We start from the raw sequence: 16814 nt of genomic DNA, 5'->3' as shown, positions 1-16814 counted from the left end.
ATGTATTTTTTCGTAAATGATTATAATGATATTGGAAGAGATGAGATCCTAGATGCCCTAGTAAAGGCAAAAGATGAGTACAACACAGGCTATGGTTTTGACAAGCACTGTGAAAACGCTAGAGCTTTGATGAGAAAAACCTTGGCAAATGATGACCTTGATATCCACTTCATACCTGGTGGAACAGGTGCAAATGTTGTAGGCCTTGCATGTGGTCTAAAGCAAGAAGAATCAATCCTTGCAGTAACAACTGGCCATATAGAAGGTCACGAAGCAGGATCTATTGAGGCAACAGGACTAAAAATAGAAACTATAAAATCAGAAGATGGTAAGCTATCTCGTAAACTCCTTGAAGAAAAATATTCTCATTATGATAATGAATATATGACTGTACCAAGAAAAGTCTATATATCAAATACAACAGAACTTGGAGAAGTTTATACAAAGAAGGAGCTTAGCGAAATCTATGAATTTTGCAAGGAAAATGGCCTCTATCTTTTCATGGATGGAGCAAGACTTGCCCACGCTCTTGTAAGCGAAAAATGTGATTATAGCCTAAAAGACTTGGCTAATCTTTGTGATATATTCTATCTTGGCGGAACCAAAAATGGCTTCTTATATGCAGAAGCCCTTGTAATCGTAAATGATGATTTGAAAAAACATTTTATAAACCTACAAAAGCAAAAAGCTCAGCTTATGGCTAAAAGCTTTATCCCAGGGATAATGTTTGAAACAGTATTTGCAAAAGAAGATGGTTACTTAGAAGGAGCTAGGATTGCTTACCAGATGGCAAAGGACCTTGCCACTGGAATAATAGAAAAAGGCTACGACCTTGCCTATCCATTCGAATCAAACCAAGTATTTGTAGAGCTTAGCACAGATGAACTTAAGAATTGGCAAAAGATAGCCCAATTTGAGACCATGGGCCTAATTGATGGCAAGACCATAGCAAGACTTGTCACAACTTATAGGACAAGTAAATCTGATATAGAAGGATTTTTATCCCAAATATAAAAAATTCCCGGAAATTCTCCGGGATAATTTTTTTATTTGTTGTAGAAAGAATTCTTAACGTCAATAGATTCTACAGCTTTTCTGCTTTCTTTTTTTGTATCATCTACCGCTTCTTCTACATCGTGAGCTATTTCTTCGCCTTTTTCCTTTACATCTGAAACAACTTTTTTGCCCTTAGTTTTTATATCTATAGCGATTTCTGGGGCAGTTTCTTTTTTATTTTCAAAGGCATTTGATATTGCATCTCTATTTTTGTATAGGAGATAAGCGCATCCTGCAGCAGCTCCTGCTAAAAGCAAAGTTTTTCTTCTTTCCGCTCTTTCCATCTCTTCATCGACAAAAAAGTCAAAGTCTGGCATGTGATCCATTGGATCGAAAGTTTTTACCTTGTAAGCAGTACTTGCTAGGCCAATCACATCGCCTATGTCCAAAAGTCCTAATTTGTTGTTAAGTTTTATCAAATCTGCAGCTAGTTTTAATTTTCCCATAAATTTCTCCTTATCTTCTTTCTCTAATTTATACCCAGTTTTAGTAATTATCTTCAATTTGGCACTCAAGGCATTCATCATCCCTGTAGTCTTCTTCTAAGCTATAGGTAAAACTAGAGTTTATTTTCTTTGCCTTTGGTGTTTCTCTTGTTTCAATCAAAGTATCCCCATAAAATATTTGCTCATCACTTCTTCTTGTTGGATACATAGTACAAGATGATAAGCATATAGTAATAAGGGCAAGTGTTAGTATCTTTTTCATATAAAACTCACTCTCATGCGTGGATATTTTCCATTAGGCTAATAAATAAACTTACATTGCCAATTTCTCGTATCTTTCCATCATATTGGAAAAACTCCAAGTCTGGATTTAGGGAATGAAAATACTTTTTGTTTGGGAAAAATTCCTCATAAGTATATCTATATCCTTCTTCTAGGCCATCCTCACCATCGATTGGAACTTCCAAATATAAGGACTCTTCAATCTCATAAATTTCAAGTCTCCATTCCTTGATAAAATCTGGGTCAGATATTTCAAAGCCTAGAAAGTAATCAAAAGTTCCATCGAGGGCATTGTACTGTCTTAGTCCACAGAAAGAACCCAATTCTTTTAAATCTAGGTCCTTAAACTCTTCTAGAAACTTTCTTCTAGTTTCTTTTGCATCACTTGCATTTTCTAATTTATAAGCTCTGCCAGCTAATCTAAGTCCTGGCTGATTATCTACATTAATTTGCATAATACTCCTAATTTCCTTTTTAATCTTATACCCCTAAAAAGTGAAAAGTTTTCTAATAATTTGAATTATACATAATCTTGTACTATAGTAATGAGGTATCACAACATTTTTAACGGAGGAGTTAATGAAAAAGAAATATTCAATAGCAACAATTATGCTAGCAACAGCTTTAACATTTGCTGGATGTGCAAACAATAATGAGGAAAAACCAGCAAACGAAGTTAAAGAAGAACAAACTACTGACGAAGCAGCTGAAGAAACAACTGAAGCAGAAGCTCCAGCAGAAGAAGAAGCTAGCGAAGAAGAAGCAACAGAAGAGGAAGCTACAGAAGAAGAAAAAGCTGACGAAAATTCTGAAGAAGCTAGTGAAGAAGATGCGGAAGAAACTAGCGAAGAAACACCTGCCGAAATGGGTAACCTAGTACTTCACAGAGCATATCCTAAAGAAGTAGACGGAGCTTTCACAAACGTTGTAGTAGCAACAAGCGGAGACAAAATTGTTGATGCAATCATAGATGAGTACCAATACTATGAAGCTGACTCTGACTACAAGGCAGTACCAAACTCAGACGGAGCATTTGGAGAAGGTACAGCAGAAGGCAAAATCCTTGGATCAAAAATGGACAATAACGAAGCTTACTCAGCTGATATGAAAGAAGCTGGTAGCGAAGTTACATTGCTTGAAACCTACAATGGTATTACAGACTTTGTAAAGGGAAAAACAATTGCTGAACTAGAAGATTTCTTAAATGAAAATGACGATGAACAAATTCTAGATGCAATTACAGGTGCAACATTCAAATCAACACCAAATCTTGTAAGAATGATTGTTGAAGCTGCAAAAGATAACACATTTGTAACATCTGGCGATGCTGAAAATCCAGATGATGTAGAAGTAAGATACGCACTAGGCGCTCCACACGGTGACAAGAGCTTTGGTAATGCTGTTGTAGCTGTTGAGGGAGATAAAATCATTGCTGCAAGCATTGACGAATACCAATACCTTGACGGTGGCACAGGCGTTCCTGGATCAGAAGGTGGATTTGGCGAAGGATACAAGGATAGCAATGTTGTTCTAGGCTCAAAACTAGAAAACAACGATATGTACTCAGACCTAATGGCAGAAAAAGCTAAATCAACAGTAGCATTGAAAGATAACTATGCTGCAATCGAAAACTTTGTTGCTGGTAAAACAGTTGAAGAAGTAAAATCAGTAATCGAATCTGCTACACCAGGTGAAGCAATTGATGAAGTAACAGGTGCTACTCTTGTTGATACAGCTGGATACCTTCAATTAATAATCGACGCTGTAGAAAACAATCTTAGAAAATAATTAGTATTAAAATAAGCTCTTGGCTAGTGATATGTACCCTCTTTACTGGACAAACCAGTAAGGAGGGTGTTTTTTATGAAATATAGTTATGAATTCAAAAAAGAATGTGTACAGTTGTATAGGGAAGGTAAATGGCCTGATACACCTGAAGGGACCACCGAAAAAAACTTTCATGATTCAATTAGAATATGGTTTAAGTTAGAAGAACTTCATGGACCAGAAATTTTAAAACATGGAAATAATATCAATTGGACACCTGATGAGAAGTTAGAAATGGTATCTAAGGTATTAGCTGGAAATTCAATAAAGTCTGTAGCAATTGAATACGGAATTAATGATGGACAACTCTATTCATGGGTTAACAAGTATAAAAATTATGGATATAATGGTCTTGTTAATAAAAAGAAAGGCCGTAAATCTAAAAATACAAGTATGAAAAGTAAAAATAACCATAAAGTAAAAGAACTTAATGAATCTGAAAGAGAAGAACTAATAAGACTTAGAGCAGAGAATGAATATATAAAGGCAGAAAATGAAATAATAAAAAAAGAGATCGCCTTGAGAGAAGAACGTTACGCTGCGCAACTCAAGGCGAAAAAGCAGCGATTGTCAAAGAACTCAAAGAAAAAGGATACAAACTAAAATATCTTTTAATAGCTATTGATATGCCAAGGTCAACATACTATTTTGAAATAAATAAAGTTGATAAGATAAAAAATAAGAATAGTCATATCGCAGATAAAATAACCCAAATATTTAACTTACACAAAGGCAGATATGGAGTAAGAAGAGTATATATGGAGTTGGTAAATCAAGGTTATGTCATAAATCATAAAAGAGTGCAAAGGATAATGCATGAGTTAAAGCTATTCGGAAAAAGGTCTAAAGAAAAATACCACTCATATAAGGGGAAGGTAGGTAAAGTAGCTGATAATATAATAAATAGAGATTTTAAGGCAGATAGACCTCTACAAAAATGGGCCACTGATGTATCAGAATTTAAATTTTCTTGGGGTAAATGCTACATCTCTCCAATACTTGATATGTATACAAATGAGATAATATCTTATGACTTATCCTTACGCCCTAATTTAAAACAAATATCTAATATGTTAGAAAAAGCATTTAACAAATTTCCGAAACTAAATAATCTGATACTACATTCAGATCAAGGATGGCAATACCAACATAAATACTATGTGAATGAGCTTAAAAAACATGACATAAGACAATCAATGTCAAGGAAGGGAAATTGCTATGATAACTCCATTATGGAGACATTCTTTGGAAGATTAAAAAATGAAATTTATTATGGTTATGAAAAGAGCTATAGCTCTTTTGAAGAATTTTCGAGAGCAATAGAGGAATATATTGATTATTACAATAACGAGAGAATTCAATCCAAAACAAAATGGATGCCACCTACAAAGTATAGGTTAGCATCCACTACAATTAGTTAATTAAATATTGTGTCCAGTTTTATGGGTACACATCATAGGCCAAAGAGCTTATTTTTTATTATTCAATTAAGGTAAACCTTAAAAGCAAGATTAACATTACAATCATAAGGACAATACCTATTATGGTAAATGCATCTATACTTTTTCTTAGAGCGAGAATCACAAGGGATATGGATAGAAAGAACATAAATAAATAAAGCTGCAAATATAGGTAGGCGTTGTTGGTATAAATCATATAGACCATGATGCCTAGACCTAGTAGACTTGCAAAGATAGCAATAATTTTGCTAAGTTTTTTTCTATCTATGATGTAATTCAACAAACTAATGACCCCTATTGTTAAAATAGCAGGCCATATAGTGTTTTTTATTAGTAGTATCTCCATCTATCCCTCATCTTTTTCTAAAGTGGACTATTTTTCTTTGATCAAATCGCTTCTGATATATCCTGTTTGACCGGAAATGCTTACCCTTGTCCAATTGTCAGAATCTCCAAGTTTTATAATATCTTGACCTGGTTCAGCTTGGGTTATGATTGCTGAATTTTCACTTGGTGCAAGTCTTACATTTACAACATCTTCAACAGTATAGATCACACCATCAGAGCTTTCTTCAGAATTTTCGTCAGTGTTTTCATCTGTATTTTCGCTAGCCTCTTCTGTATTATTTTCATCTGTGTTCTCGTCTGCACTTTCGCTGTCAGTATTATTTTCTTCAAGATCACTATCAGACACTTCACTTACATTACTGTCTTCTGGGTGGCGGACAGAAACATATTTGTCCTCTGCGCAAGCTGTTGTCATTAGTATCAAGAGAAAAACAGCAAGACTTTTTAACCTTTTATTCATCATATCCTCCAAACAAATCATCAAGTTCATCTTCGCTATAATCATAGTCTGTTATTGCAAGGCCAAGTATGTTGGCATTTGCTTTTTCTAGTTGGTCTAAAGAATTTTGAGTTTCCTCACTAGATTTTAGCTCATCTTTAGTAAATACTAGGCAAGCATCAGTACTTGCAGCAAACATATTTGCCTCAGCAACATCTGTATTTTCTGTTAAGTCAACTAGGACGTAATCATACTCATTGCTGATGTCACTAAAGAAGTTTCTAACAACCTTTGGTTCCAAAAACTTATCAGCATAGTCTGATACTGCACCTGTTTTTAGATAAGATAAAGATTTGTAGGCCCTATCTTTTATCTTAACTTGGTCTACATCATAGCCACCGAGGATTACATCAATAAATCCACGTTCAGCATCTTCTTCTACAAAGTCATCCAAATTAGAATATCTAAGGTCAGCATCAATCATTAAAACACTAATGCCATCTTCAGCAAGGTGCCTTGCTATATTTAAGATATTTTCAGTCTTTTTTGTGCCAATACTTGTAGCTGTGAAAGCTATAGAAACATTTTTACGACCCATCTTTTGGATTATTTTATCTTCTAGATTATAAAATGATTGAAGAAGAATCTCCCTATTTTCATCAGTTTGCTTCTTAAACATCTAATTCTCCTTTTTCATAGCTAGGTAATTTGCCAAGGATTTCGTATTTATTAGTATTACTTACCTTGCTATTTATCTCTTTGCTATCTATAACCCTAGTTGTACCAGATTCTTGATCTTCTCCTAAATCTGAAACTACTGTGGTCTTTTCTTTTGGTTCTTCAACTTTTTTGACTTCTCTTACTTCCTTTATTTCGTCATTATTAGAATTTTTTAAGTATGCTTTAGCGATTTTCTTGTTGTGGGAGTTGATTGAAATCATTGTAATTAAGGCCCAAAGTATAGCCCCAGATCCTGCTGCAAAGCCAGCATATTTTATAGTATTGTCTGTCACGGAAGCCAAGCCATATGAATATTCCATAACCTCTGCACCAGAATCATAAATATTGTTTATTACCCTTACAGCATAGTCAGCATATTGGTCAGCCAAATCTTCTGCACGAAGCTTGTTTGTATCAGACACCGTGATATCTATGATAGATGAATTTGCAGTTGGTTTTATGTCAAGTTTGCTATCTAACTTGCCTACATTCCAGTCAATTGCAAGGGTTTCTAAGGTTTTTTGTTTGATTTTTGAGCTATTGATTGTTGCTGCATAAGTTTGCGCAGTATTCTTAGCATCATCTACATCCTCAGCATTTGATGTAACAATCTTAGCTTGGGCTGTGTATTCCTTGTAACCCATATAGTTTAGGCCAAAATATGTTAGCATTCCTATGATAATTCCTGCTATGATTGCAGGTGGGATTGCTGAAAAAAGTGATCTTTTATTCTCCATCTTCTCCTCCAAATTCTCTTGCTCCGCTAAGCATAAGCTTGCGAGCCTTTTTAATATCGATAACTTCTGTCATTTCCTTATGTCTTCGCAAAAATTGTTCTATATATAGTCTATAAGTTCTTGGAAACAAGGCCTTGGCAAGCTTTCCTTTGTCAATAAAAAACTTTTCATCATAACCTGTAAACCAAGTAGAATCGTCATTATAGACCTTGGCTATGAGCTTTGTACTTGTTCTAATCTTAAGGCCTGCCTTAAAGGCATCTCTTAAAAACAAGCTGTCTTCACCAGAACCATTGTCAGTTCCTGCTCCAAAGTAAGTTGAAACTGATAAGTTATTTTTAATTATAGAATCTTTCTTAAAAACAAAATGTACAGATCCATATCTTAAAGAATTGTAAAGTTTAAGGTCTTTTTCTTCCTTAACCTTTACAACCTCTTCGCCGTTTAAATATATTATAGTTTTAAATATGAAAAAATCTACATCAGGGTGTTTGTCAAACTCTTCTCTTATGGCCTTGCTATAGCCTGTTTCAAAAACCTCATCATCATCTGCAAAAACTAGGATATCGGCCCTAGAATTTAATATAGCGAGATTTCTGCTAAGTCCAAGTCCTCTAGTATCAGTTGAAATCATCCTAACCTTAAATTTGCCTGTATCTATCTCTTCATAAGCGTTTTTATCAGTTTGGTTTATGATTAGGGCGTCTGTTTCTAGGTTGAATCTCTTAAAGCAAGCTATGGACTCTTCATTCATAGTTGAAATTAATACCTCTATGCTCATGCTATGACCTCGTTGTCTCTGCTTTTTCCCATGTTGCCTTGCTCTTTCCAGTAGCCTCGTTATAGCCACCCTTAAGCTGAGCTGCCATCATCATAGTGTAATAATATGGGAAGTAGAAAACTTTGCTCTTACTTTCAGTTAATTTTCCAATTCCTGCAAGGGTAAAGAATGCAACTTGGATTAGGAAAAATACCCTATAAAAGTCTCCCTCGTTTAACAAAGCTAAGTTAGCAACAAATAAAACTATGTGGTTAAAGGCTTGCAAAAACCTCAAAGTCTTGTGGTTAAAGTGGAAGAAAGAAAACCAACCATATTCGAAAATATTTAAGCGTCTAAGATTGGTAAAAATATTGGTCAAAATCCTTCTTTGCATCCTAACCTTTCTTTTGAATTCATCCTTGCTAGTCTGGCCAGCCTTCTCCAAGGCTATGGCCTTTGGATTATAAAGGGCCCTCATGTGGTTTATACCAGCATAAAGAGGCATTTCATAGTCGTGAGAGCTTACCAGGTTATAACGGCGGTAATCACTCTTTCTGCAAGCATAAATTGCACCATTGCCGGCTGCAATTGTTGCAATCTCTGATTCGATTTTTCTCATCTTAAGTTCCATATCCCAATAGGAATTTTCCGCCACAGCCGAAGCTATGTCATCATCCTTGGCATAGATAAGCGATCCGCATACATAGATAATGTCATCATCTGTAAAATAACTCACAAGCTCATCTATGGCATCAGCCTTAAACATGGAGTTTGCATCAGAAAATACTATTATCTCTCCCTTGGCCACATCAACAGCCTCATCTTGGGCGTTAGTTTTGCCTAGGTGGTTTTTGACTGTGTTGACCTTAATGTCATAGGCAGGGTGATTGTTGATGAAATTTTGGCAAATCTCAACTGTCCTATCGCTTGATGCATCATTGGCAACTATAACTTCATAGTGGGGATAGGTTGATTCTGTAATATTTTCTAGTTTTCTTTCTATTACCTTTTCTTCGTTGTAGGCTGATATTATTATAGAAACAAAGGGCTTGTAGGATAAGTCCTTGTCATTTTTCCTTTTCATAATCTTATCTAAGATCATTAATGTGATAGGATAGCCAATCATTGCATAAAATATGGCAAATCCTACTATATAAAATACAATTTTCATAATTTCCTCAATTCATAGTTAATTATATAATATATTGCATCTGATTTTCAATTATTATTACATAATATACATTAAGAAATTATTAAATTAAAAAAATCGTCCCAAATCATTTGCACTCTTAGAATATCATTTAGACAAAGTTTTGCTAAAATTATCCTAAGAGTGTGCAAATGATGGAACGAGATTATTCTACAAAGGTATTTGCTCTACCATCCTCTTTGGCTCTTATAGTTGGGAATATCAAACCTAGAGCAACCAAGAATACTGGTGTTAAGATATTTAAAACCATGGTAACTTTATCATCTGAATACATTCCTAGTAGGCATGACAATAGTGTAATTATAAAGCACCATAGGCCCCAGAATTTACCAGCTCCTTGAGATTTGGTAAACTTGTATTCTCCATTGTCCATGGCATTTTTCTTTAGCAAGTAATAAGCTATGAATACCCATAGATATCTTAGTGGCATAGTTACAGAGTTTAGTTTTGTAAGTGCTCTTAGAACAGATGCAGCTCCTGGAAGTAGGATTTGTGATAAGATTATTGTTCCAGATAGGATTACTACCATTTTGATACCGTTGATATATGCTCCGTATTTGTTCTTTCTTAAAAGTTTTTGTGGAACATGGATACTAATTTTTGGATCTCCTAAAAGGATTCTAAGTGGTGCATCTATAGAAAGTACCAAAATTGACAATTGGCCAATTAGGTTTGATAAAGCATAGATGATTAAGAAGAAGTTTCCTAGTCCATAGTATTGGCCAAGTTTTTGGAAGGCCCAATATGCTCCATTTGCTACATAGGAGTCAAAACTTTCTTGAGTCGCATTGATGACAGCTGGATCAAACATCCTAGCCATAGCAACTGTTCCAAACAAAGCTGATATTACAACCATTATAGCTGCAGCAAGCATTGCTTTTGGGAAGCCTTTTGAAGGATCACCCTTCATCTTGTTGATATATGGAGATATTTTTTCTACACCACCAACTGCAAATACCAAAATTGATAGTGAAGTAAAATATCCAACGTTAAATGTTGGTACTATTGCCTTTAGTGAAAAGTCGATATTTTGATAGTCGCCACTTGGAGCAACAACCGGTGCAAAAAGTCCTAGGATAATATATAAAATTCCCATAACAAACATAGAACTTCCTGCTATCTGTGTCAAATTTTTAAGCGGATTAAGTCCACGGCTTGCAATAAAGGCAAAGATCAAAAGTATTGCTAGAGTTACTATTTGAACATGAGAAGTTTTGAAGGTGTCAAAGGTTTCTGCATTGTGAAAAACAAGCCAAGAAAAAGCCTTCAAAGCTCCCGAACCCTTGGAAGCTATATAAGGAATGTGAACACACCAATAGGTCCATCCAGCATAGTAAGCAAGCTTTGTTGTAGAAGTTTGTTCAATCCATGAAGAAACTCCTCCTCCTAGATTTTTAAATGTTGATCCCAATTCTCCTACCATTAGTGCATAAGGTATAAAATAAAGGGCAAACATCAAAATCCATGAGAAAATAACTTGAATTCCGTTAAAGTACATGAATCCATTGGCAACATTACCAAAACCCCACAAAGTTGCAAAAGCCATAAAGGTAAGACTCTTCCAACTTATCAGTCCATTATCATTTTTTTTCATAAAATCCTCCGAATTTATTATATATTCAAATTAACATAGTTTTATGCCTATGTCAACGATTTCACATAAATAATTAAGGATCTTTTACTCTCCATATTTAATTTTAACAATATAGATATATAATATAAGCAAGCTAAATGAAAAGAGGAAGATATGCACATAACATTAGATATGATACAAACCCTTGGAATTGCAATTCTTGCATTTATTTTGGGTAACAAAATCAAAGAAAAATTAGAATTTCTAAAGAAGTTTTTTATACCAGCTCCAGTTATAGGAGGGCTAATAATAAGCTTTCTAGTATTTTTGCTAAAGACTAGTGGAAGCTTTGATATAGAATTTGACCAAGTCCTCCAAGATTTCTTTATGAATATATTTTTCGCATCCATAGGCCTTGCTTGCTCCTTTAAGGCTCTAAAAAAAAGTGGCAGCCTCGGTATAAAACTAGCACTTGCTATTATAATACTTTTGCCCTTACAAAATATCCTAGCTGTTGGATTTACCAAGCTCTTTGACATAAATCCACTCTATGGAGTTGCCATGGGATCTACATCCATGACAGGAGGCATAGGATCTGCTGTAAGTTTTGGCAAGATTATGGAAGGATACGGAGCAAATAATGCCACAGAAATAGGAGTTGCATCAGCAACTTTTGGACTCTTGGTAGGTTCCCTATTTGGTGGTCCAGTTGCCCAAAGACTTATCAAAAACCATAGCTTAAAAAGTGAAAATATAGAAAGACAGAATGTCCTTGATGGCAAGATAGAAAATTTAGACCAAAAATCTTTGATGAAGGCAATAATAATTGTTGGTCTTGCAAGCTTTTTGGGAACTTTTATCAATAAAGTCTTACTTCTTACCGGCCTAAACTTCCCCTACTATGTAGGTTGTCAATTTGGAGGCCTTATTGTAAGAAACATTTACGATTACCTAAAAAAAGACATCAACACAAAAAGCATAGATACAGTAGGCAATATATCCTTAAGCTTATTCCTATCCCTTGCCCTCATAGGATTAAATATCAGCGCAATTATAGCCCTTGCCCTCCCAATGCTAGTTGTTATGGTAGGTCAAGCTATATTTATAGCTATATACACTAGCCTTGTTACTTTTAAACTTGCTGGATCAAACTACGATGCAGCAGTCATAGCAGCAGGTCATTGCGGAGTAGGATTAGGCCAGACACCAAATGCCATAGCAAATATGGAAGCCATTATAGAGAAAGAAGGCCCAGCAGATGTGGCAATGTTTGTCTTTCCTATAGTCCTTGCCATAGCAGTAAACTTGTGCAATCCGATAGTAATTACATTTTTTATTAGTTTTGTAAAATAGTTATCTTATAAGAAAAAAATTAGATTGGAGCAGATTTTGAAGGAAAAGTTATTATTCAGAAGACAATTTGTCATAACAAAAGAGGCTAATAAATTAGAGTCCTGGAAAGAAACCAAATTGTTTGATGATTACAAACTTTATACCCACCCGGATTTAAATATTGTAGACATAAGTATGGCTGATAAAAGAGCCATACTTTTAGGATTTTTCGTAGACCCTGATAATATTAACTACAGCGATTATGATATCCTAAAGGATATACTAGGAAAATCGGATAATTTTGCCGATTTCCAACAAAAATCCATATCCTTAACTGGTAGATGGATCTTAATTTACATATCAGATAAGGAAAAGAAAATCTTTAACGATCCAGCAACTTCAAGACATATATACTACTCAAGTGGACCTGAGATGATTCTAGGATCAAACTCAAATATTATAAATTATTATATAGACCATGCAGAAAATAAGGATCCTGAATTCACAGAATATATTTCTTCCAAATTTTATAATATCAACGAAGAAGAACGGTATTCAGATGCCACAGGATTTGAAAATATCTACAAACTTTTGCCAAACCACTACTATGACATGGATCAAAAAACTAGTCAAAGATATTGGCTAGAAATTCCATATATAGACTACAATCACGCCATAGATAGGTCAACAGAGCTTTTGGTAAATTCTTTTAAGGCCATAGATAAAAGAGACTATTACAAGATACTAGGCCTTACTGCTGGCTTTGACTCAAGAGTCATCTATGCAGCTGCTTCTTACGCTGGCATAGACACCAAGTACTTCCTATCGACTATGAATATCCTAAAGGCAGATCATCCTGACCTAGTTATAGCAAAGGAAATTCTAAATGATTATGGCAAAGATCTAATAATTTTAGATAAGTTAGCACCTTTGACAGATGAATTTGCCTACTATTACAAGGAGAATATAGAAGATAGTCAAATTTTACCAAAGACTCTCACAGCCCAACACTTTCTATATAGCCCAGACTTTCCAGAAAATACTCTTTACATAACTGGTAATAATTCCGCTGTATTTAAAGATTTTTATGGCAAAAGAGAAGCATCAAGTGGCAAGGAAATATCCAAACTTACTGGAATTCCCAAAAAATATACAATTTTTAACGAGAGTTTTGATAGGTGGATTGGAGAAAATAAAGATTTAGTTGAAAAGGCTAATATCAATATGATGGATTTGTTTTACTGGGAACATAGATTGGCCAATTTCGGAGTTAAATATGTTGCTAACCAAGATATAGCAGTAGACGAATTCTCTGCCTTTAATAATAGAGAAATGTTTTTGTTGTTAATGAAGGCAAAGTACGAAAATAAAATCGACCATAGGGTTATTTTTAAAGATATAATAAACAAACTAGACCCAAAACTAATGACCTACCCCATCAACCCTAGTTCAGGAAAAGAAAAAATATCAAATATAGTAAAGAGAAATGTCTCAAAAAGGACCTGGGAGAATATAAAATTGGTACTAAAAAATTGACATTCCTATAGTATAAAACTTGCGTGTGAGAAATTTACTTAAAAATAAAATCTAATAGTAAAAAGAAGAATTCGCGGAGCGAACTTCTACTGCTCATTGCTCTCCGCAGGAGCGGAGGGGGTGTAGAAGGTTTAGGGGGATCGGGGGAAAGGAAAAAGGGGTCTCCGTAACCCCTAATTCCTATCCCCCGAGGTACAACGAAAAAACCTTAAACTATACCTAAATAGAAGACATTCATATCATTAAAAAATATAAACAAATCCTGAACGAAATTATTCTAATAAAAATCCTTTTGTTATCCCTAAAATCCGTTCCCTCGAGGATGACAGTATGCGAATCGAATGCTTTTCTATAGATTAAAGAGTTTTACATCCTTCCATCTGTCATTCTGGCGAATGCGAAGAATCTTATCAAAACCACTCCTTTTTCAACAACGTTCCTATTTTATAATTCCAAAATACATAAACACAACAACAGCTAGAATTATTCTATATATACCAAAAGGTATGAAGTCATTTTTGCTGATGTATTCCATAAATTTCTTTATAACAATATATGCAACTACAAAGCTTAAAACCATGCCAATTACTATTAATAACCATTGACTTCCTGCAAAGCCATGGACATTTTTTACTACCTTTAGCAAGGTTGCTCCAAGCATGGTTGGGATTGCTAGGAAAAATGAAAATTCTGCCGCTGCTTCTCGGCTTAATCCTAGGATCATTGCCCCCATTATGGTTGCAGCTGATCTAGATGTTCCTGGTATCATGGCCAAGGCTTGAAAAAATCCTATGGCTAGTACAGTTTTATATGGGACATTTGTTATATTATCATGAACAAAACCTGTTTTGTTGTCATTTCTTTTTTCTACAAAAATTATTATTAAACCCCAAAGTAGAAGCATGGTTGCCACAACCATTGGGTTAAATAAGTGTTCGTCTATAAAGTCATCAAACAAAAATCCAAGGACTCCTGCTGGCAAGATTCCCACTATAACCCTTTTCCAAAGTTCCATAGTTCTTGAATCTGGGTGGGTAAGTCTAAAATAAAATCTTGACTGACCATTCAAATTTTCATAATTTTTTGGGAAATATTTGTGGGTCTTACTATAATCCCAAGGATTTAGCCTTTGAAAGTATATTACGACAACAGAAAATATTGCTCCAAGCTGAATGATTACGTTAAAGGCATTGGAGAATTCTGCTGGATTTAGCTTTACAAATTCGTTTACTAGAATAAGGTGTCCGGTTGAAGATACCGGCAAGAATTCTGTGATCCCTTCAACTATAGAAAGTATTAGTACTTTTAAAAATTCAATCATTAAATTCCTCCATAAAAGAATGTTTTTCACCATGTAATTGATAGCCTATAACCATGTCGCAGTTGACATTTTCTGCCGAACGAAGTATTGACATTTCAACATCAGGATTTGACTCTTTCATACTAGCTATCATATTTTTGATCATTTTCCTGGTGTAGGCTTCTTGGGATTTTGTTACTGAACATGCACAGTTTAGGGCAAAAAGTTCTACATAGTCACGCCATTTTATGATGTCTTCTTCTTTCACATAATAAAAAGGACGGATAAGCTCCATATTTTCAAAGTTTTGGGCCTTGAGTCTTGGCTTCATTGTTTTGAAATTGCCCGCATATAGGACATTTAACATTATAGTTTCTATGACATCATTCATATGATGGCCTAGGGCAATTTTGTTGCAACCGAGCTCTTGAGCCTTGGAATATAAACTTCCCCTGCGCATTCTGGCACACATATAGCATGGATATTGGCCCTTTGATACGCTTTCTGCTATTTGAAATACATCTGTATCAAATATTTGTCCATCTATATTTAGATACTTGAAGTTTTCTTCAAGGCGCTCTCTATTCTCTGGACTATAGCCTGGGTCCATTGCTATATAGGCTACGTCAAATTTCACCTTGGAGTGCTTGTGAAGTTCTTCTATGACCTTGGCTAAAAGTAGGGAGTCCTTGCCCCCAGATATTGCTACTGCAACCTTATCCCCATCATTTATAAGCTCAAATTCCTTGATTGCTTTTATGAAGGGAGACCAAATTTCTTTTCTATATTTTTTTATAATTGATCTTTCAATTTCAACTAATTCCATTATTTTCCTCTATAATTTGACAATCCCAGATGGATTGTGTCTATCTGCAACATCTAAAACAATATCTTTTTTGGTATCTAGGCCCAGACTTGTTAGGTAGTTGTCCACTGTAAGCCTTGATAATTCTGGCGTATTATTGGTTTCTGATAGGTGGCCTAGGTAAACATGTTCTCTTTTACCCTCTAGGGCGTCTGCCAGGACTTCTGCCGACTGGTCATTTGACAAATGTCCCATATTGCTCATAACTCTAAGCTTTAGAGGATATGGATAGGGTCCACGCTTTAAGGCTTCAAGGTCGTGGTTGGCTTCCATGTAGTATATATCAGAACCCTTTATCTCATAAGCTATTTTTTCATCAACTATGCCAGTATCTGTAAGCATGGTAATCTTTTTGTTGCCAATATATATGATATAGCCAACAGGCTCTTTGGCATCATGGTGGATTTTGATTGGAAGTATATCCATAGATCCAAAGCTTAAAAATTTACCTGTATCAAAAACTTTTATATTTTCTTCTTTGATTTTACCACAATTTTTAACTAGAGATTGCCAAGTACCATTGTTGGCATATATTGGCAAATTGTGCTTGCGACTCATAGTTCCTAGACCTTTGGAGTGGTCGGCGTGCTCATGGGTTACAAAGATTGCGTCAAGTTCTTTGGGTGATTTGCCAATTTCTCCTAATAAATATTCAATTCTTTTTGCCGAAAATCCAGCATCAATCAGAATTTTTGTCCCCTTGTACTCTACAAAAAGACTATTGCCCGATGATCCTGAAGATAAAATAGCAAATGTGTCCATCTATACCTCTAAATCAAAATATTCTTTCAAAAACTCTAATTAATCTGATAATCATTAGTATTAACTAAATCTACATTTTTTGCTTCCATTGCTTTTACCATCAAGGTTTCTTTATATCAGTTAACATTAATAGACTTCCTTATAAAGAGCCTAAAAAAGAG

The 16814-nt window shown here is 34.8% G+C and carries 19 protein-coding genes; 6 read left to right on the top strand and 13 right to left on the bottom strand.

Features of this window, described 5'->3' with window-relative positions; all coding sequences use genetic code 11:
• A complete protein-coding gene (locus QNH69_RS04560) occupies positions 1–1014 on the top strand; it encodes a beta-eliminating lyase-related protein (RefSeq protein WP_282929395.1) in 1014 nt (337 codons plus the stop codon).
• Between the two features lie 32 nt (positions 1015–1046).
• Here the strand turns inward: QNH69_RS04560 and QNH69_RS04555 are convergent, their stop codons facing one another.
• The 3 genes from QNH69_RS04555 to QNH69_RS04545 are packed head-to-tail and all read right to left on the bottom strand — an operon-like array spanning position 1047 to position 2239.
• Positions 1047–1502, bottom strand: a complete 456-nt coding sequence (locus QNH69_RS04555; RefSeq protein ID WP_282929394.1) for a hypothetical protein — start codon at positions 1500–1502, stop codon at positions 1047–1049.
• Between the two features lie 40 nt (positions 1503–1542).
• The gene (locus QNH69_RS04550) at positions 1543–1764 is read right to left on the bottom strand and encodes a hypothetical protein (protein ID WP_282929393.1); all 222 of its coding nucleotides are present in this window, start codon (positions 1762–1764) and stop codon (positions 1543–1545) included.
• Between the two features lie 13 nt (positions 1765–1777).
• Positions 1778–2239 (bottom strand): GyrI-like domain-containing protein, encoded by a 462-nt coding sequence (locus tag QNH69_RS04545; RefSeq protein WP_282929392.1) that lies wholly within the window; start codon positions 2237–2239, stop codon positions 1778–1780.
• Between the two features lie 124 nt (positions 2240–2363).
• Here QNH69_RS04545 and QNH69_RS04540 point away from each other — a divergent pair, with 124 nt between their 5' ends.
• The 3 genes from QNH69_RS04540 to QNH69_RS04530 all read left to right on the top strand — a co-directional run bounded on the left by QNH69_RS04540 (position 2364) and on the right by QNH69_RS04530 (position 5032).
• Positions 2364–3572, top strand: coding sequence for a peptidoglycan-binding protein (locus QNH69_RS04540; RefSeq protein WP_282929391.1), 1209 nt, complete (start codon positions 2364–2366; stop codon positions 3570–3572).
• 75 nt (positions 3573–3647) lie between these two features.
• On the top strand, positions 3648–4214 hold the full coding sequence (locus QNH69_RS04535) for a helix-turn-helix domain-containing protein (RefSeq protein WP_282928976.1): 567 nt from the start codon (positions 3648–3650) through the stop codon (positions 4212–4214).
• Positions 4178–5032: an IS3 family transposase gene (locus QNH69_RS04530; protein WP_282930181.1), complete on the top strand. Its 855-nt coding sequence runs from the start codon at positions 4178–4180 to the stop codon at positions 5030–5032. Before QNH69_RS04535 ends, QNH69_RS04530 begins: the two co-directional genes overlap by 37 nt.
• 58 nt (positions 5033–5090) lie before the next feature.
• On the opposite strand, the gene QNH69_RS04525 is transcribed toward QNH69_RS04530, so the two are convergent.
• The 7 genes from QNH69_RS04525 to QNH69_RS04495 all read right to left on the bottom strand — a co-directional run bounded on the left by QNH69_RS04525 (position 5091) and on the right by QNH69_RS04495 (position 10879).
• The gene (locus QNH69_RS04525) at positions 5091–5417 is read right to left on the bottom strand and encodes a hypothetical protein (protein WP_044566674.1); all 327 of its coding nucleotides are present in this window, start codon (positions 5415–5417) and stop codon (positions 5091–5093) included.
• 27 nt (positions 5418–5444) lie between these two features.
• Positions 5445–5879 carry an SH3 domain-containing protein gene (locus tag QNH69_RS04520; RefSeq protein ID WP_044566673.1) on the bottom strand — a complete coding sequence of 145 codons (435 nt, stop codon included), beginning with the start codon at positions 5877–5879 and terminating at the stop codon, positions 5445–5447.
• On the bottom strand, positions 5872–6537 hold the full coding sequence (locus tag QNH69_RS04515; RefSeq protein WP_282929390.1) for a CpsD/CapB family tyrosine-protein kinase: 666 nt from the start codon (positions 6535–6537) through the stop codon (positions 5872–5874). Before QNH69_RS04515 ends, QNH69_RS04520 begins: the two co-directional genes overlap by 8 nt.
• The gene (locus QNH69_RS04510) at positions 6530–7315 is read right to left on the bottom strand and encodes a chain-length determining protein (protein ID WP_282929389.1); all 786 of its coding nucleotides are present in this window, start codon (positions 7313–7315) and stop codon (positions 6530–6532) included. Before QNH69_RS04510 ends, QNH69_RS04515 begins: the two co-directional genes overlap by 8 nt.
• A complete protein-coding gene (locus QNH69_RS04505) occupies positions 7305–8096 on the bottom strand; it encodes a glycosyltransferase family A protein (RefSeq protein ID WP_282929388.1) in 792 nt (263 codons plus the stop codon). The genes QNH69_RS04510 and QNH69_RS04505 overlap by 11 nt, the downstream gene beginning before the upstream one ends.
• 1 nt (position 8097) lies before the next feature.
• Complete coding sequence (locus tag QNH69_RS04500) at positions 8098–9246, bottom strand: glycosyltransferase (RefSeq protein WP_282929387.1); 1149 nt, start codon at positions 9244–9246, stop codon at positions 8098–8100.
• Between the two features lie 184 nt (positions 9247–9430).
• Positions 9431–10879: an amino acid permease gene (locus tag QNH69_RS04495; protein ID WP_282929386.1), complete on the bottom strand. Its 1449-nt coding sequence runs from the start codon at positions 10877–10879 to the stop codon at positions 9431–9433.
• A 153-nt stretch (positions 10880–11032) separates the two neighbouring features.
• On the opposite strand from QNH69_RS04495, the gene gltS reads away from it, so the two are divergent.
• A complete protein-coding gene (gltS, locus tag QNH69_RS04490) occupies positions 11033–12211 on the top strand; it encodes a sodium/glutamate symporter (protein WP_282929385.1) in 1179 nt (392 codons plus the stop codon).
• A gap of 36 nt (positions 12212–12247) precedes the next feature.
• On the top strand, positions 12248–13726 hold the full coding sequence (locus QNH69_RS04485) for a hypothetical protein (protein ID WP_282929384.1): 1479 nt from the start codon (positions 12248–12250) through the stop codon (positions 13724–13726).
• A gap of 439 nt (positions 13727–14165) precedes the next feature.
• Here the strand turns inward: QNH69_RS04485 and QNH69_RS04480 are convergent, their stop codons facing one another.
• From QNH69_RS04480 to QNH69_RS04470, 3 genes are read right to left on the bottom strand one after another with little or no spacing between them, the layout of a single operon-like run.
• A complete protein-coding gene (locus tag QNH69_RS04480) occupies positions 14166–15047 on the bottom strand; it encodes an undecaprenyl-diphosphate phosphatase (protein ID WP_282929383.1) in 882 nt (293 codons plus the stop codon).
• Positions 15040–15852: an ATP-binding protein gene (locus tag QNH69_RS04475; protein WP_282929382.1), complete on the bottom strand. Its 813-nt coding sequence runs from the start codon at positions 15850–15852 to the stop codon at positions 15040–15042. Before QNH69_RS04475 ends, QNH69_RS04480 begins: the two co-directional genes overlap by 8 nt.
• A gap of 9 nt (positions 15853–15861) precedes the next feature.
• A complete protein-coding gene (locus QNH69_RS04470; protein WP_282929381.1) occupies positions 15862–16653 on the bottom strand; it encodes an MBL fold metallo-hydrolase in 792 nt (263 codons plus the stop codon).
• Positions 16654–16814: the final 161 nt, after the last annotated feature.

Source organism: Anaerococcus sp. Marseille-Q7828 (genome assembly GCF_949769285.1).
In the GTDB taxonomy this organism is placed as follows: Bacteria; Bacillota; Clostridia; order Tissierellales; family Peptoniphilaceae; genus Anaerococcus.
Note: the sequence above shows the minus strand (reverse complement) of the source record. Positions and strands in the feature narration are given on the sequence as shown.

Coding starts and splice junctions, on each gene's coding strand:
- QNH69_RS04560 (WP_282929395.1), top strand. CDS start 1: ATGTATTTTTTCGTAAATGATTATAATGATATTGGAAGAGATGAGATC.
- QNH69_RS04555 (WP_282929394.1), bottom strand. CDS start 1,502: ATGGGAAAATTAAAACTAGCTGCAGATTTGATAAAACTTAACAACAAA.
- QNH69_RS04550 (WP_282929393.1), bottom strand. CDS start 1,764: ATGAAAAAGATACTAACACTTGCCCTTATTACTATATGCTTATCATCT.
- QNH69_RS04545 (WP_282929392.1), bottom strand. CDS start 2,239: ATGCAAATTAATGTAGATAATCAGCCAGGACTTAGATTAGCTGGCAGA.
- QNH69_RS04540 (WP_282929391.1), top strand. CDS start 2,364: ATGAAAAAGAAATATTCAATAGCAACAATTATGCTAGCAACAGCTTTA.
- QNH69_RS04535 (WP_282928976.1), top strand. CDS start 3,648: ATGAAATATAGTTATGAATTCAAAAAAGAATGTGTACAGTTGTATAGG.
- QNH69_RS04525 (WP_044566674.1), bottom strand. CDS start 5,417: ATGGAGATACTACTAATAAAAAACACTATATGGCCTGCTATTTTAACA.
- QNH69_RS04520 (WP_044566673.1), bottom strand. CDS start 5,879: ATGAATAAAAGGTTAAAAAGTCTTGCTGTTTTTCTCTTGATACTAATG.
- QNH69_RS04515 (WP_282929390.1), bottom strand. CDS start 6,537: ATGTTTAAGAAGCAAACTGATGAAAATAGGGAGATTCTTCTTCAATCA.
- QNH69_RS04510 (WP_282929389.1), bottom strand. CDS start 7,315: ATGGAGAATAAAAGATCACTTTTTTCAGCAATCCCACCTGCAATCATA.
- QNH69_RS04505 (WP_282929388.1), bottom strand. CDS start 8,096: ATGAGCATAGAGGTATTAATTTCAACTATGAATGAAGAGTCCATAGCT.
- QNH69_RS04500 (WP_282929387.1), bottom strand. CDS start 9,246: ATGAAAATTGTATTTTATATAGTAGGATTTGCCATATTTTATGCAATG.
- QNH69_RS04495 (WP_282929386.1), bottom strand. CDS start 10,879: ATGAAAAAAAATGATAATGGACTGATAAGTTGGAAGAGTCTTACCTTT.
- gltS (WP_282929385.1), top strand. CDS start 11,033: ATGCACATAACATTAGATATGATACAAACCCTTGGAATTGCAATTCTT.
- QNH69_RS04480 (WP_282929383.1), bottom strand. CDS start 15,047: ATGATTGAATTTTTAAAAGTACTAATACTTTCTATAGTTGAAGGGATC.
- QNH69_RS04475 (WP_282929382.1), bottom strand. CDS start 15,852: ATGGAATTAGTTGAAATTGAAAGATCAATTATAAAAAAATATAGAAAA.
- QNH69_RS04470 (WP_282929381.1), bottom strand. CDS start 16,653: ATGGACACATTTGCTATTTTATCTTCAGGATCATCGGGCAATAGTCTT.